Genomic DNA, 13,949 nt, shown 5'->3' with positions numbered 1-13,949 from the left:
GGAGCGCTGGCTGCGGCCGGTCACCTACCAGTCGACGCCGCAGGCGCTGCTCCCGCCGGAGCTGCGCGACGACAACCCGCAGTGCTGTCCGACGCGGCTGTACGGGCGTCAGTGCTCCGCGCCGTGCTCCTCGGCGTCGTCGTCCGCGGCCTCCCCGGAGGGCCCGTCCTGCGGCGGCGTGGACGAGGCCGTGGCGCCCGCGGCGCCGTCGGCCGCCTCGTCCGGGGAGCCGGTCGGCGTGCCCGTGGGGCTCGCGGTGGTGACCGGCGGCTTCGGGAGCTCGCTCGGGCCGAAGTCCTTGAAGTAGTGCGTCGCCGGGAACACCAGCGCCTGCAGCTCCACCGCACCGGTCTCGCTGAACTCGAAGACCACCGGCTGCACGCCGCCGTCCTCCGCGGCCTCGCGGCCGTTCTCGATCACGGCGGAGGCGTTGCCCTCGCCGCCGAGGATGAGGGACCCGCCGGCGGGTACGGACACCGGGCCCGTGCCCTTGGCCGGCTTGAGCTTCACCTCGCCGCTCGCGCCGGGCAGCTTGATCGATTCGAGCGTCTCGGCCCGGGCGCCGTTGTTGAACAGCGTCGCGGTGACGACCGCGGGGCCCTCGGCGTCGGGCTCCGGCTGGGTGACGACCGCCGCGTTCTGGATCTTGATGTCGTCGACGGCGGCCTCGGCGTTGTCCGGCCTGATCTGCAGCGACTGCGCGTCGTTGCCCGCTCCGCAGGCGGCGAGCGAAGCGATCGAGAACACGATGGCGGTGGCGGCGAGGGCACCGCGTCGAAGGCTGCGGCTCACGGCGGCGGCATCTCCTGTCAGAGGGACGGACGTACGGGCGGACCCATCAGGTGCGAGCGGCGTAAAGCCGCCCTAAGGGTGTGTCGGCGCGCTTAGGTTACCGAGCCGTCGACCGGCCCTCGCACCCGACCCGCCCCACCCTGCCCGCCCGTACCGGCCCGCGCCTGCCCGGCGGCCTGTTTCGTACGCCGCTCACATATCCGGGGAGGGGCGAGAGCGCGTCCCGGGCGCGGATTATCCGTAAGGAATGTATGGAGGCCCCGGAATTGATCACAGCCGCACGTGATCAATTCCGGATTCGGGCCGAACGAGTGACCGGTCACCGAACGGAGTACGCCGACTTCACCGCTTGGAACCCGGCAAAACGGGACGTTCGGCCTCTTCGAGGAGGCCCGTGATGTGTGTAACGTACGCGTTTCTCTCCGCCCGCACAGCCGCTCCGACCTGCGAATACCCGCTTCCGGAAGGCCCGCGCAGCACGTTCCTGTCGTTGTTGTCAAGCCCCGAGATATGCCCTGACCTGCGGAAACGCCATTCAGAAGAAGCCGTTTCCGTGTTACTCTGGATAGCCACGGAAGGGGTACCTGTCACATGACGTTCAAGGTTGGCGACACCGTGGTCTATCCCCATCACGGGGCCGCGCTGATCGAGGCTATCGAAACTCGCCAGATCAAAGGCGTGGACAAGACCTACTTGGTGCTCAAGGTCGCCCAGGGTGACTTGACTGTTCGTGTGCCTGCGGACAATGCGGAGTTCGTCGGTGTACGCGACGTAGTCGGTCAGGAAGGGCTCGACCGGGTCTTCGAGGTGCTCCGCGCACCGTATGCAGAAGAGCCGACGAACTGGTCCCGGCGCTACAAGGCAAATCTCGAGAAGCTCGCCTCCGGTGATGTCATCAAGGTCGCTGAGGTAGTGCGCGACCTGTGGCGCCGTGAGCGTGAGCGCGGTCTCTCCGCAGGTGAGAAGCGCATGCTCGCCAAGGCGCGCCAGATCCTGGTGAGTGAGCTCGCGCTCGCGGAGAACACGAATGAAGACAAGGCCGAGGCTCTGCTCGACGAGGTCCTCGCGTCCTGATCCCGGGTCGCAGGGGCTCCTTCCCTGATACCCAGCAACGATGCCGTGGTGCCCGCTGACAAGGCCGTCCAGCCCTTGTCGCCGGGCGCTGCGGCATGTCTCGTTCCCGTGCATCCCCGAACCGAACCGTCCCCCGGTGCTCCGGCATGCCGGTCCGGGCGACCGGCTCGACCAGTCCTCACGGAAGGGGCCGGTCAAGGCGTCGCGCCCGGCACGCTGTGGCCATACCCACGTAGGCCGCCGACACAAACCTGGCGGACCCGAACCCGTTCCCGAAGCTGTCGGCCCCGGAGCTACCGATGACAGACGAATCGCGCCCCACGTCCACTCCGCGCACCGCCGCCGTGATCCCCGCCGCCGGCCGCGGCGTGCGGCTCGGCCCCGGCGCGCCCAAGGCACTCCGCGCGCTGAGCGGCACCCCCATGCTGATCCACGCGGTACGGGCCATGGCCAACTCCAGAGCCGTCGCGCTCGTCGTCGTGGTGGCCCCGCCGGACGGCGCCGCCGAGGTCAAGAACCTCCTCGCCGAGCACGCGCTGCCCGAGCGGACGGACTTCCTCGTCGTACCGGGCGGTGAGACGCGCCAGGAATCGGTGCGGCTCGGACTCGACGCCCTGCCCGACGACATCACCGCCGTCCTCGTGCACGACGCGGCCCGCCCGCTCGTGCCCGTCGACACCGTCGACGCGGTCGTCGAGGCCGTACGGGACGGAGCGGCCGCCGTGGTGCCCGCGATGCCGCTCGCCGACACCGTCAAGGAGGTCGAGCCCCGGGAGAAGGGCGAGCCCGAACCGGTCGTCGCCACGCCCGAGCGGGCGCGGCTGCGCGCCGTGCAGACCCCGCAGGGCTTCGACCGCGCCACCCTCGTCCGCGCCCACGAGACGATCACGGCGAAGGGCGAAGGCGCGACGGACTGCGCCGGGATGGTCGAGCGGCTCGGCGTGCAGGTCGTGGTCGTACCCGGCCACGAAGAGGCGTTCAAGGTGACCCGGCCGCTGGACCTCGTCCTGGCCGAGGCGGTACTCGCCCGCAGGAGGGCAAACGATGGCTTCTGAGATCTCCGCGGGTCTCCCCCCGATGCCGCTGGTCGGCATCGGAACCGACATCCACGCCTTCGAGGAGGGCCGCGAGCTGTGGTGCGGCGGCCTGCTCTGGGAGGGCGAGGGCCCCGGCCTGGCCGGCCACTCGGACGCCGACGTCGTCGCGCACGCCGCCTGCAACGCCCTCTTCTCCGCCGCCGGCCTCGGCGACCTCGGCGCGCACTTCGGCACGGGCCGCCCCGAGTGGTCCGGCGCCTCGGGCATCACGCTGCTCACCGAGGCCGCCCGGATCGTACGGTCCGAGGGCTTCGAGATCGGCAACGTCGCCGTCCAGGTCGTCGGCGTACGGCCGAAGATCGGCAAGCGGCGCGACGAGGCGCAGAAGGTGCTCTCGGCCGCGGCCGGCGCGCCGGTCTCGCTGTCGGCCGCCACGTCCGACGGCCTCGGCTTCACCGGCCGCGGCGAGGGCCTCGCGGCGATCGCCACGGCACTGGTCGTCCGCACCGCCTGAGCGGCGCGGGGCGCCCGCGGCAGGGCGGCGGACCCGCCGCGGGGCACCTGTCGGCCCGTACGGGTGAAGCACAGCGGCGGCGCCCTCCGCGCCGCGGCCCCCCAGTACCGGAAAGGGTCGCTGGGCACTGCCGTCCGCCCACTACCCTGGTGTGGTGACTATTCGGCTGTACGACACCAGCGCCCGGCAGACTCGCGACTTCTCCCCGCTCACGCCGGGCTGCGTCTCGATCTACCTGTGTGGCGCTACCGTGCAGGCCGCCCCGCACATCGGGCACATCAGGTCGGGGCTCAACTTCGACATCATGCGCCGCTGGTTCGCCTACCGCGGCTACGACGTGACGTTCGTCCGCAACGTCACGGACATCGACGACAAGATCATCAAGAAGTCGGCGGAACAGGGCCGCCCCTGGTGGTCGATCGGCTACGAGAACGAGCGCGCCTTCAACGACGGCTACGCCGCCCTCGGCTGCCTCCCGCCCACCTACGAGCCCCGCGCCACCGGCCACGTCCCCGAGATGGTCGAGATGATGCGCGGCCTCATCGAACGCGGGCACGCGTACGAGGCCGACGGGAACGTCTACTTCGACGTCCGCTCGTACCCCGGCTACCTGGAGCTCTCCAACCAGGAGCTGGACAACCTCCTCCAGCCGTCCGGCGAGGGCGAGACCGGCAAGCGCGACCCGCGCGACTTCGCCATGTGGAAGGCCGCGAAGCCCGGCGAGCCGAGCTGGGAGACCCCGTGGGGACGCGGGCGCCCCGGCTGGCACCTGGAGTGCTCCGCGATGGCCCACAAGTACCTGGGCTCCGCCTTCGACATCCACGGCGGCGGCATCGACCTGATCTTCCCGCACCACGAGAACGAGATCGCCCAGGCCAAGGCGTTCGGCGACGACTTCGCCACGTACTGGGTGCACAACCACTGGGTCACCATGGCCGGCGAGAAGATGTCGAAGTCGCTGGGCAACTCGGTCCTCGTCTCCGAGATGGTCAAGCAGTGGCGCCCGATCGTCCTGCGCTACTACCTCGGTACGCCGCACTACCGCTCCACCATCGAGTACAGCGAGGAGGCCCTGCGCGAGGCGGAGTCCGCCTTCTCGCGCATCGAGGGCTTCGTCCAGCGCGTCGTCGAGAAGGCCGGCGGCGACGTCGAGCCCGCGGCCGAGGTCCCGCCCGCCTTCGCCGAGGCGATGGACGACGACCTGGGCGTCCCGCAGGCGCTCGCGATCATCCACACCACGGTGCGCCAGGGCAACTCGGCGCTGGCCGCCGACGACAAGGACGCGGCCGTCGCGCGGCTGGCGGAGGTGCGGGCGATGCTCGGCGTCCTCGGCCTCGACCCGCTCGGCGAGCAGTGGACGGGCGGCGGCACGGACCGCGGAGAGGACCTCCACGGCGTCGTCGACACGCTCGTACGCCTCGTACTGGACCAGCGCCAGTCGGCCCGCGACCGCAAGGACTGGGCCGCGGCCGACGCGATCCGCGACCAGCTCCAGCAGTCCGGCCTCGTCATCGAGGACAGCCCGTCGGGCCCGCGATGGACCCTCGGTCCGCGCTGACCGGCACGCGCGATGTGCCGCCCGGCCCCCCGGGCGGCACACTTTCCCTTATACGTACGCACGTCTGAAGCAACGGAACAGGTAACAGGTCATGGCCGGGAACAGCCAGCGCAGGAACCGCCGCACGTCCAACAAGAAGGGCGCTACGGTCGGCAGCGGTGGCCAGCGGCGCAAGGGCCTCGAGGGCAGGGGCCCGACGCCGCCCGCCGAGGCCCGCAAGAAGCACAAGAAGAACCGCATCGCCACCGCCAAGGCCAAGCAGGCCGCGGTCCGCCGCCCGGCTCCGCGCCGGGGCGGCGTCAAGGGCACGTCCGAGATGGTCGTCGGCCGCAACCCGGTCTTCGAGGCGCTGCGCGACGGCGTCCCGGCGACCACGCTGTACGTCCAGCAGTACATCGACAACGACGAGCGGGTGCGCGAGGCGCTCCAGCTCGCGGGCGAGCGCGGCAACATCAACCTGATGGAGGCCCCGCGTCCGGAGCTCGACCGGATGACGAACGGCCTGAACCACCAGGGCCTCGTCCTCCAGGTCCCGCCGTACGAGTACGCGCACCCGGACGACCTCACGGCGGCGGCGTACGACAAGCACGAGGACCCGCTGATCGTCGCCCTCGACGGGGTGACCGACCCGCGCAACCTCGGCGCGATCGTCCGCTCGGTCTCCGCGTTCGGCGGCCACGGCGTGGTCGTGCCGGAGCGCCGCGCGGCGGGCATGACGGCCGGTGCGTGGAAGTCCTCCGCCGGCACGGCGGCCCGTACGCCGGTCTCCCGCGTCACCAACCTGACGCGCGCCCTGGAGGGCTACCAGAAGGCCGGGATCACGGTCGTGGGCCTGGCGGCCGACGGCGAGCACACGGTCCAGGACCTGGAGCAGCTGGGCGGCCCGGTCGTCATCGTCATCGGCAGCGAGGGCAAGGGCCTCGGCCGCCTCGTCGGCGAGACCTGCGACTACCTCGTGCGCATCCCGATGCCGGGCGGCGCCGAGTCGCTGAACGCCGGTGTGGCGGCGGGCATCGTGCTCTGGGAGGCGGCGCAGCGCAGGCGCTGACCTCCTTGGGGTGAGAACGGGTGTTTTGCCCGGTAAGGGTGGCTTGACGGGTCTCGGACAGATCAAGAGCGTCAAGGCAGTGTCCTAAACGCCCGTCACTCGGTTAGATGAGTGTGGACACCAGAACACCCGGGACCGACGATCAGCCCGTCCTGAGCATGGTCAAGGTGCCCTGCGACCCAGCGCAGGTCACCGCCAACCACGCCGTTTTCCGCGTGCAGTTCGCCCCGGCCCCGAGCAGGCGGCCCGTCCCGCCGTACGCGGGAGCGGGCGGTGTGGGCGCCGGCCTGGGGAACACGGGACGGTTCCCGGCCGGGAACGTCAAGGCCGTGGTGCGGCGCCGGGCACCCGTCGTCTGGAGCGGCAAGTCCGAGCCGGGGGACCCCGGCGCCACCGGACTGCTCCAGGCCGTACGCAACTCCTCGGTCGGCGGCGAGCGCCTCGACAGCGGCGCCACGCAGGTCATCCCCCGGATCGCCGTGGACGGCAACGCGGAGGACACGGCGGCGCTCCCCACCGTCATCGGGCCGCGCAGCCCCGAGTCGCCCATGACGCAGATGCTGCCCAGGACGAAACCGGCCGTCGGCGCCTACGACGACCCCGGCCCGGACACCCGGGGCGCCTACCCGGACGACCGGTTCGACGAGTACGGCGGCCCGGGCGAGGACGGCGAGGACGAGGCGTACGGCGAGGACGGCGCACGCGGCCGGAACACCGAGGCGGCCGCCGTCCGGCACGGCTACTACCCCGGGCGGCGGATGAACCTCGGTGTGGTGCTGCTGCCGCTGAGGGTGTTCCTCGGCTTCATCTCCATCTACGCCGGCATGGGCAAGCTCTGCGACCCCGTCTACTTCGACGGCGGCGAGCGCGGCTCGATGGTCAAGTGGCTCAACTCGCTGCACCCCTGGACCCTCGCCGAACCACTGCGCGACTTCGCGCTCACCCACCCCGTGGGCGCCGGCCTGACCGTCGCGTTCCTCCAGGTCGTCGTCGGCGTGCTGACGGTGCTGGGGCTGTGGCAGCGGGTCGCCGCCTGCTTCGGGACGCTGCTCTCCGCCGCGCTGCTCGTGACGGTGAGCTGGAAGACCGTACCGGCGTACGACGCGCCCGACATCATCTACCTCGCCGCCTGGTCCCCGCTGATCATCGCGGGCGCGCCCGTCTACTCCATCGACGGCCGCCTCGCCGGCGAAGCCTGGCGCAAGCTCGGGCCGCGTTCCGAACTGTGGGAGCTGCGGCGGCGCGTACTGCGGCGCGGCGCCCTCGTCGCCTCCCTGGTGGTCGGCCTGACGATGCTCGTCGGCTCGATGCTGGGCGGGGCCGTGCGTTCCTCGGAACTGGTGACCGTGCCCGGCCCGAACGACGACCCGACCAACTACCTGCCGGGAGCCCCGCTCCCCCAGGAGACCGGCAGCGGCAAGGCCCGTTCCTCGCAGGCGCCGGAGAGCCGCAAGCCCACCCCCTCCGCCAGCAGCTCCGCCGCTCCTTCGGCCGGAGCCACGGCCCCGGACGCGGTCCGCGAGACCAGCACGGCCGGCGCGGCCGGTACGGGCGCCCAGCCGAGCCAGACGCAGGGCAGCACGGCGGGCCAGGCCCCGCCGCCCCCGCAGCAGCCCGCACCGCCGCAGGCACCCACCACCAGCGCCGGACCGTCGTCCAGCGGCGTGGGCAGCGGCGGAACCACCACCGGCGGCTCCACCACCGGCGGCTCCACCACGGGCGGGGGCACCACCGGCGGGGGCACCACGGGCGGCTCCACCACGAATGGCGGCGGAAGCGGCAGTGGCGGAAGCGGCGGCAACGACGGCAGGGTGATCGGCGGCCTGCTCGGCTAGGCCGCCACGCACGGCACGTACGGCGAAGGGCCCGGCGCACGGGACGAATGGAAGTGCGCCGGGCCCTTCGCCTTCGCCGTACGTACGGGTACGGAAGGGCGTGCGGGTACGGAAAGACGTGCGGGTGCGGAAGGGCTCAACCGCGCGCGGCCGCGAGCTCCTTGGCGGCCTCGGTGAGGTCCTTGGCGGTGTCGATGGCCCGCCAGTACGCCCCCTGTGGCAGCGGGAAGCCCGCCAGACGGCGCTCTCGCGCCAGCCGGGGGAACGTGGTGCGCTCGTGGTCGCCCCGGTCCGGGAGAAGCCCTGTGAAGGCCGCGGAGAAGACGTACACGCCCGCGTTGATGAGGTACGGCGAGGGCGGCGACTCGATGAAGTCGGTGATGTGCCCGAAGGTGTCCGTCTCGACGGCGCCCCAGGGGATCCGGGGGCGGGCGAGGGCGAGCGTGGCGGTGGCGTCGCGCTCGGTGTGGAAGGCCGCCATGTCGCGCAGCGAGAAGCGCGTCCAGATGTCGCCGTTGGTCGCGTACCAGGGGCGATCGGGGTGCGGGAGGTGCGCGGCGGCGTACTTGAGGCCGCCGCCGCGGCCCAGCGGCTCCTTCTCCACCACGGTGGTGACGCGCAGCGGGAGTTCGGCGGAGTCCAGCCACTCCTGGAGGACGCCGGCGAGATGGCCGCAGGAGACGACCACGTCACTCACGCCCTCGGCTGCCAGCCAGGAGAGCTGATGGCCGATGATCGGGGTCCCGGTGCCCGGGATCTCGATCATCGGCTTGGGGCGGTCGTCGGTGTAGGGGCGCAGCCGCGAACCCTGGCCGCCTGCCAGGATCACGGCCTGCGTCGGAGACGTAGTCATACGGGGCACGATATGCGGCGGGACGTCGGCGGCCCGCCGGTGCCCGGTTCTGGTCAGCCTCCCGGCTGCTCGGCTGCTCGGTCGGCCCGGCCGCCGCTCAGCCGGTCTGCCGGGCCACGCCGGAGGCGAAGGAGGTGTCGCAGACGGGGCGCGAGAACGACTGCGCGCGCGTCGGACCGTAATGGTCCACCGCGGCGCGGCCGAGCGAGCGGGCGATCGACATGCAGTGCTGGGCGAGCGAGGGGCGCCGCTCGACCTCGCGCTGGAGGTGGGTGAGCGCGACGCCGGGGTCCTTCTCCTGGAGGTCGAGGAGGAGCTTGTCGCGCAGGATGTCCTGCGGGGCGCGGGACTTGGCGCGTACGTTCACCTTCTCGGAGGACGCGGTCAGGACCTGTGACTCGGGTCCGCTCGTGGACCACGGGACACGGGTGACCGCGAGGGTCCCGGAGAGCACCAGGACGACGGGCAGGACGAGAGCGAGACTTCGGCCGATTCGGCGGGCTGTGTGGGTCACGCGAGCGAGCGTAGCGGCCGGTAATGATTTGGCGACATTTAGTCACCCTTGCGGGGGATGGTTCGAGGTAATTTTTCGAATCCGTGTTGACGTACAGAGTTCGAAATGGCCGTTCTGCCGGGGTATTTGTCGACACCCGAGGCGCATGCGAAGGGCCCCGCACCGGAGTGCGGGGCCCTTCGCACGCAGTTGATGTCAGTCGCTGAGGCGCTCGCCGGTCGACGAGGAGAAGACGTGCATCTCGCCCGCGCGCGGCACGACGTGCAGCTCGACGCCCTTGTCCGGAACGGCGCGGCCGTTGACGCGGACCACCAGGTCCTGGTGCTTGCCGCCGACCTGCGCGCTGCCGTACACGTAACCGTCGGCGCCGAGCTCCTCGACGACGTTGACGGTGACGGCCAGACCGGCCGGGGCGTCGGCGGCGGCCTTGGTGAGCGACGCGGCGGCGGCGCCGCCCTGCTCGACGATGTCGAAGTGCTCGGGGCGGACGCCGACCGTGACGGTGGTGTCGCCCTTGTCGGCCGCGGCGGAGAGCGCCTCGCGGGAGACCGGGACGACGCTGTTGCCGAACTTCACGCCGCCGTCGGCGATCGGGACCTCGACCAGGTTCATGGCGGGGGAGCCGATGAAGCCGGCGACGAAGAGGTTCGCGGGACGGTCGTACATGTTGCGCGGCGAGTCGACCTGCTGGAGCAGACCGTCCTTCAGTACGGCCACCCGGTCGCCCATGGTCATGGCCTCGACCTGGTCGTGCGTGACGTACACCGTGGTGATGCCGAGGCGGCGCTGGAGCGAGGCGATCTGCGTACGGGTCGAGACACGGAGCTTGGCGTCGAGGTTCGACAGCGGCTCGTCCATGAGGAAGACCTGCGGCTCACGCACGATGGCGCGGCCCATCGCGACACGTTGGCGCTGACCGCCGGAGAGCGCCTTCGGCTTGCGGTCCAGGTACTCGGTGAGGTCGAGGATCTTCGCGGCCTCTTCGACCTTCTTGCGGATCTCCGCCTTGTTCACGCCGGCGATCTTGAGCGCGAAGCCCATGTTGTCGGCGACGGACATGTGCGGGTACAGCGCGTAGTTCTGGAACACCATGGCGATGTCCCGGTCCTTCGGCGGCAGGTGCGTGACGTCGCGGTCGCCGATGCGGATGGCGCCGCCGTTGACGTCCTCAAGACCCGCGAGCATGCGCAGGGAGGTCGACTTGCCGCAGCCGGAGGGACCGACGAGGACGAGGAACTCGCCGTCCTCGATCTCGATCTCGAGCTGGTCGACGGCGGGCTTGGTGGAGCCCGGGTAGAGCCGGGTGGCCTTGTCGAACGAGACAGTTGCCATGGTGATGTGCTCCTTCACCGGCAGGAACGTGCCGGACGATCCGAGTAAGGGAGTGGTCTGGTCCACAGACGTGAACCTGCCGTGACGCTACCTGGCGATGTCTGTCGTGTCAGTACCTGGAAGGCGATGAAATTTTCGAGCGGGCCTCTGTGGAGGCAGAGCGACGCACTTTTGACCCCTGCCGCAAGTGCGGCACTTCCTGCTTCGGTACCCATCGCCGCCCCGACACGGTCCTCAAGGAACACATCCGGACGGTCTTACGTGGGCTCCACAGGCATTACGGCCGACGGCCCGTCGGTCCGTTCTCCTTACGCAGCCGGCAAGACCTCCGGCAACTCCGATGCCTTGATCACCGGTGGCGGTACCTTGCCCGGGGGCAGGGCCGCAGCCACCAGCCAGTACAGCCGCATCCCCTCGTCCCGGAGATTCACCGCCGCGTTCTCGTCCCGGTCGTGCGTCACACCGCACTCGGCGCATGCCCACTCCCGCACGGACGGATCGAGCCGAGGCCCCTTCGTATGGCAGGCGGAACAGCGACGCGTGGACGGGAAGAAGCGGTCCACGATCACCAGCGTCCGTCCGTACCACTCGCACTTGTAGCGCAACTGCCGCAGCAGCTCGCCCCACGCGGCATCGACGATCGACCGGATCAGCCCGGCCTTCCGTCGCCGCCCCTTCCCGGACGCCGGCCGCATCAGACCGGCGATGGACAGGTCCTCCACCACGAGCACTTGGTTCTCGCGCACGAGGCGGGTGGTCCTTGGCGCGGCGCTTCATGGGAGCCGTCGGGCGACCGTGGTGCTTCCGCCGGTCGGCGATGCCCAGCGCCTCGCGCTTGATGCGCTTGGCATCCGGGCCGGTGATGCTCGGTGGCTTATCGGCCGAGTCCGTCATTGCCCCTCCCTCCTGCGGTCCGATCTTCGGAACGGCACATCGGTCCGTTCAACGAACTGATGGTCGGGAGGTCATGGGAGCGGCGACTTCGTGGAGCGGAGAATGAGGCTCTGTGTAGAGTGTGAGAGCCTCCGCGCGCGGCTTTGAAGTGCGCGACGCCGCCTTAGCTCAGTTGGTAGAGCATCGGCTTTGTAACCCGAAGGTCGTCGGTTCGATTCCGACAGGCGGCTCTACCGCAACACCCTGTCCCGGGCCTACCAGGTCCGGGACACTTGCTTTTCCGAGGTGCGGGAGAAGAGGGGGTGCGTCGGATGAGCCGTCGCTCCAGCGGGTTGGTCGGCATCTGGGCCGAGGCGCAGCGTCAGCAGCAGCGCCAGCAGGAGGCGCAGCACCGCGCGGTGGTGCAGCAGCAGCGGCAGCAGCGTGCGTACGAGCGTGATGTGGCGCGTGCACAGCGTGAGCAGCAGGTGGCGTACCGGCAGGGGCGTGAGGCGGATGCCCGGTTGCGTACTCAGGAACTGGACGCCCGGGTCGGGGCGCTGGCGAGTCTGTTGGCCGAGGGCTGTCGCGCTCCGGCGTTCCGGGCGGCCCTGCTGACTCGTCAGGAGCGGTTGGAGCCGTTCGCCCCGGGGCAGCTGGGCCATCCGGTACCGATGCCGGATCCGGGGCGCTATCAGGCTGAGGGGGGCTGGACGGCGGGTCGGCGGGCCCAGGCCCAGCAAGAGGCGGATGCGCGTTATCGGCAGGACTGGCAGGCGGCGCAGGCGGCTGAGTTCCAGCGTCAGCAGCAGTTGACTGCGTACCGGGCGCAGTACGACGCGTGGGCCGGGGCCCAGCTGGCCGAGGTCCGGCGGCACAACGCCGGTATTGCCGAGATGGCCGGCGCTTTGCGTGCTGGGCAGCCGGAGGCGGTGGTGGATTATTTTTCGGCGGCGTTGTACGCGTCCACGGCGTGGCCGGAGGGGTTTCCGCGCCAGGTGTCGGCTTCGTTCGACCGTGATGCCAAGCAGTTGGTGCTGAACTGGGAACTGCCGGGGTACGACATGGTTCCTGGGGTGAAGTCGGTGCGATACGTCACCAGTACGGACCAGGAGAAGGAGACGGCTCGTCCGGTGACGCAGCGCAGGGCCCTGTACCGGGATGTGCTGGCGCAGTGTGTGCTGCTCGCTTTGCGGGATGTCTTCGCGGCGGATGAGTTCGGCGTGCTGGAATCGGTCGCGCTGAACGGTTTTGTTGACGATTTCGATCCGGCTACGGGGAGACGGGCCGAGATCTTCTTGGCCACGGTGATGGTCGCCCGGTCTGCTTTTTGCCAGTTGAATCTGGAGCAGGTGAGTGCGGTCGACTGTCTGACGGAGGGGCTGCGCGGGCAGTTGTCCGCTCGTCCGGATCAGCGGGTGGCCGTACGGCCGGGCCGGGTGCCGGGTGATGTGGGTGCGGGCGTGGTTTCGCACGGTGGTGGTGAGGAACCGGATCTGTTCGCAATGGATCCGGTGGAATTCGAAGGGCTTGTCGCGGATCTCTTCCGGGCTCGTGGAATGCAGGCGGTCACGACGCAGCGTTCCAACGACGGAGGGGTGGATGTGGAGGCGATGGATCCGGACCCGATCAGTGGGGGGCGGATCATTGTTCAAGTGAAGCGCTATCGCCGTACTGTTCCGCCCGGAGCGGTACGGGACCTGTATGGGACCGTCCAGGGAGCCGGGGCCAACAAGGGTGTCCTGGTGACGACTTCAGGGTTCGGTCCGGGCTCGTACACTTTCGCCGACGGGAAGCCGTTGACGCTGGTGACCGGTGATGAACTGGTTGATCTGCTGCACCGCTGCGGTCTGCGTGGACGGCTGGGTGACGGCTCGGCACCGTCGGTTCCACCGCAGCGGGCGGCTGTTGATGACGACGGTGACTTCAATGTGCTGGGCATGACGTGGGCCGGTGGCGTGGCGTTGGACGTGTGTGCGCTTGTGTGCCGGGGGAGCCGGGTTCTGGACGACGATCACTTCGTGTTCTTCAACAATGCCCAGGTTCCTGGTGGGGCGGTCCGGATGCTGCCCGGCTCGGGGGGAGACAGGGCGGCCATTCGGGTGGCGTTCGATGCCTTGCCGGAGCGGGCCGATCGGCTTGTTCTGGTTGCTGCGGTTGATCCGGAGCTCAATCCTGATGGAGATCTGTCGGGGTTCACCGATGCCGGGGTCCGGTTGCGGGATGCGTCCGGAGCCGAGCTGGACCGGTTGGTGGTTTCGGACGGCCGGGCCGGGGAGACCGCGCTGGTGCTGGGGTCGTTCCGGAGGCGCGCGAACGGGGATTGGGAATTTGTCGCTGGTGGCAAGGGGTATCCGGGCGGCTTGAGTGCCCTTGTCGCGGACTATGGGATCGCGGTCGAGTAGGCGGGTCCTGGGGCGGGCGCCGGGCGGGTGGTCCCGCCCGGTTGTTCGCGACGGTACGGCCGGACGCCGCGGCCACCACGGCCGGATGCGCGTTGCCCATCGCGTACGACGTGC

12 protein-coding genes and 1 tRNA gene are annotated in these 13,949 nt (G+C 70.4%); 8 read left to right on the top strand and 5 right to left on the bottom strand.

Annotation, left to right across the window (positions count from 1 at the left end; genetic code table 11):
* Positions 1–108 precede the first annotated feature (108 nt).
* The gene (locus ACWD0Y_RS33805; RefSeq protein ID WP_450264093.1) at positions 109–792 is read right to left on the bottom strand and encodes a DUF461 domain-containing protein; all 684 of its coding nucleotides are present in this window, start codon (positions 790–792) and stop codon (positions 109–111) included.
* 591 nt (positions 793–1,383) lie between these two features.
* Between ACWD0Y_RS33805 and ACWD0Y_RS33800 the strand changes: the two genes are divergently transcribed.
* The 6 genes from ACWD0Y_RS33800 (at position 1,384) to ACWD0Y_RS33775 (ending at position 7,858) form a co-directional block, all read left to right on the top strand.
* Positions 1,384–1,866, top strand: coding sequence for a CarD family transcriptional regulator (locus ACWD0Y_RS33800; protein ID WP_006380568.1), 483 nt, complete (start codon positions 1,384–1,386; stop codon positions 1,864–1,866).
* Positions 1,867–2,165: 299 nt separating this feature from the next.
* Entirely contained in the window at positions 2,166–2,921 is a 756-nt protein-coding gene (gene ispD / locus ACWD0Y_RS33795; RefSeq protein ID WP_450264092.1) for a 2-C-methyl-D-erythritol 4-phosphate cytidylyltransferase, read from the top strand.
* Complete coding sequence (ispF, locus tag ACWD0Y_RS33790) at positions 2,911–3,417, top strand: 2-C-methyl-D-erythritol 2,4-cyclodiphosphate synthase (RefSeq protein ID WP_093800272.1); 507 nt, start codon at positions 2,911–2,913, stop codon at positions 3,415–3,417. Before ispD ends, ispF begins: the two co-directional genes overlap by 11 nt.
* A 154-nt stretch (positions 3,418–3,571) precedes the next feature.
* On the top strand, positions 3,572–4,975 hold the full coding sequence (gene cysS, locus ACWD0Y_RS33785; RefSeq protein ID WP_450264091.1) for a cysteine--tRNA ligase: 1,404 nt from the start codon (positions 3,572–3,574) through the stop codon (positions 4,973–4,975).
* 91 nt (positions 4,976–5,066) lie between these two features.
* Entirely contained in the window at positions 5,067–6,023 is a 957-nt protein-coding gene (gene rlmB / locus ACWD0Y_RS33780; protein ID WP_028814603.1) for a 23S rRNA (guanosine(2251)-2'-O)-methyltransferase RlmB, read from the top strand.
* A 107-nt stretch (positions 6,024–6,130) separates the two neighbouring features.
* Positions 6,131–7,858, top strand: a complete 1,728-nt coding sequence (locus tag ACWD0Y_RS33775; protein WP_450264090.1) for a DoxX family membrane protein — start codon at positions 6,131–6,133, stop codon at positions 7,856–7,858.
* A gap of 136 nt (positions 7,859–7,994) precedes the next feature.
* Here ACWD0Y_RS33775 and ACWD0Y_RS33770 read toward each other — a convergent pair whose 3' ends face one another.
* From ACWD0Y_RS33770 to ACWD0Y_RS33755, 4 genes are all read right to left on the bottom strand, one after another.
* A complete protein-coding gene (locus ACWD0Y_RS33770) occupies positions 7,995–8,711 on the bottom strand; it encodes a nucleotidyltransferase family protein (protein WP_450264089.1) in 717 nt (238 codons plus the stop codon).
* A 97-nt stretch (positions 8,712–8,808) separates the two neighbouring features.
* Positions 8,809–9,225, bottom strand: coding sequence for a hypothetical protein (locus ACWD0Y_RS33765; protein WP_450264088.1), 417 nt, complete (start codon positions 9,223–9,225; stop codon positions 8,809–8,811).
* A 195-nt stretch (positions 9,226–9,420) separates the two neighbouring features.
* Positions 9,421–10,557: an ABC transporter ATP-binding protein gene (locus ACWD0Y_RS33760; RefSeq protein WP_450264087.1), complete on the bottom strand. Its 1,137-nt coding sequence runs from the start codon at positions 10,555–10,557 to the stop codon at positions 9,421–9,423.
* A 308-nt stretch (positions 10,558–10,865) separates the two neighbouring features.
* Positions 10,866–11,303 carry an RNA-guided endonuclease InsQ/TnpB family protein gene (locus ACWD0Y_RS33755; protein ID WP_450264086.1) on the bottom strand — a complete coding sequence of 146 codons (438 nt, stop codon included), beginning with the start codon at positions 11,301–11,303 and terminating at the stop codon, positions 10,866–10,868.
* 305 nt (positions 11,304–11,608) lie between these two features.
* On the opposite strand from ACWD0Y_RS33755, the gene ACWD0Y_RS33750 reads away from it, so the two are divergent.
* Positions 11,609–11,681: transfer RNA gene (locus tag ACWD0Y_RS33750), tRNA-Thr, on the top strand.
* A gap of 81 nt (positions 11,682–11,762) precedes the next feature.
* Positions 11,763–13,835, top strand: coding sequence for a restriction endonuclease (locus ACWD0Y_RS33745; RefSeq protein WP_450264085.1), 2,073 nt, complete (start codon positions 11,763–11,765; stop codon positions 13,833–13,835).
* Positions 13,836–13,949 lie beyond the last annotated feature (114 nt).

Source organism: Streptomyces altiplanensis, from assembly GCF_053591575.1.
Note: the sequence above shows the minus strand (reverse complement) of the source record. Positions and strands in the feature narration are given on the sequence as shown.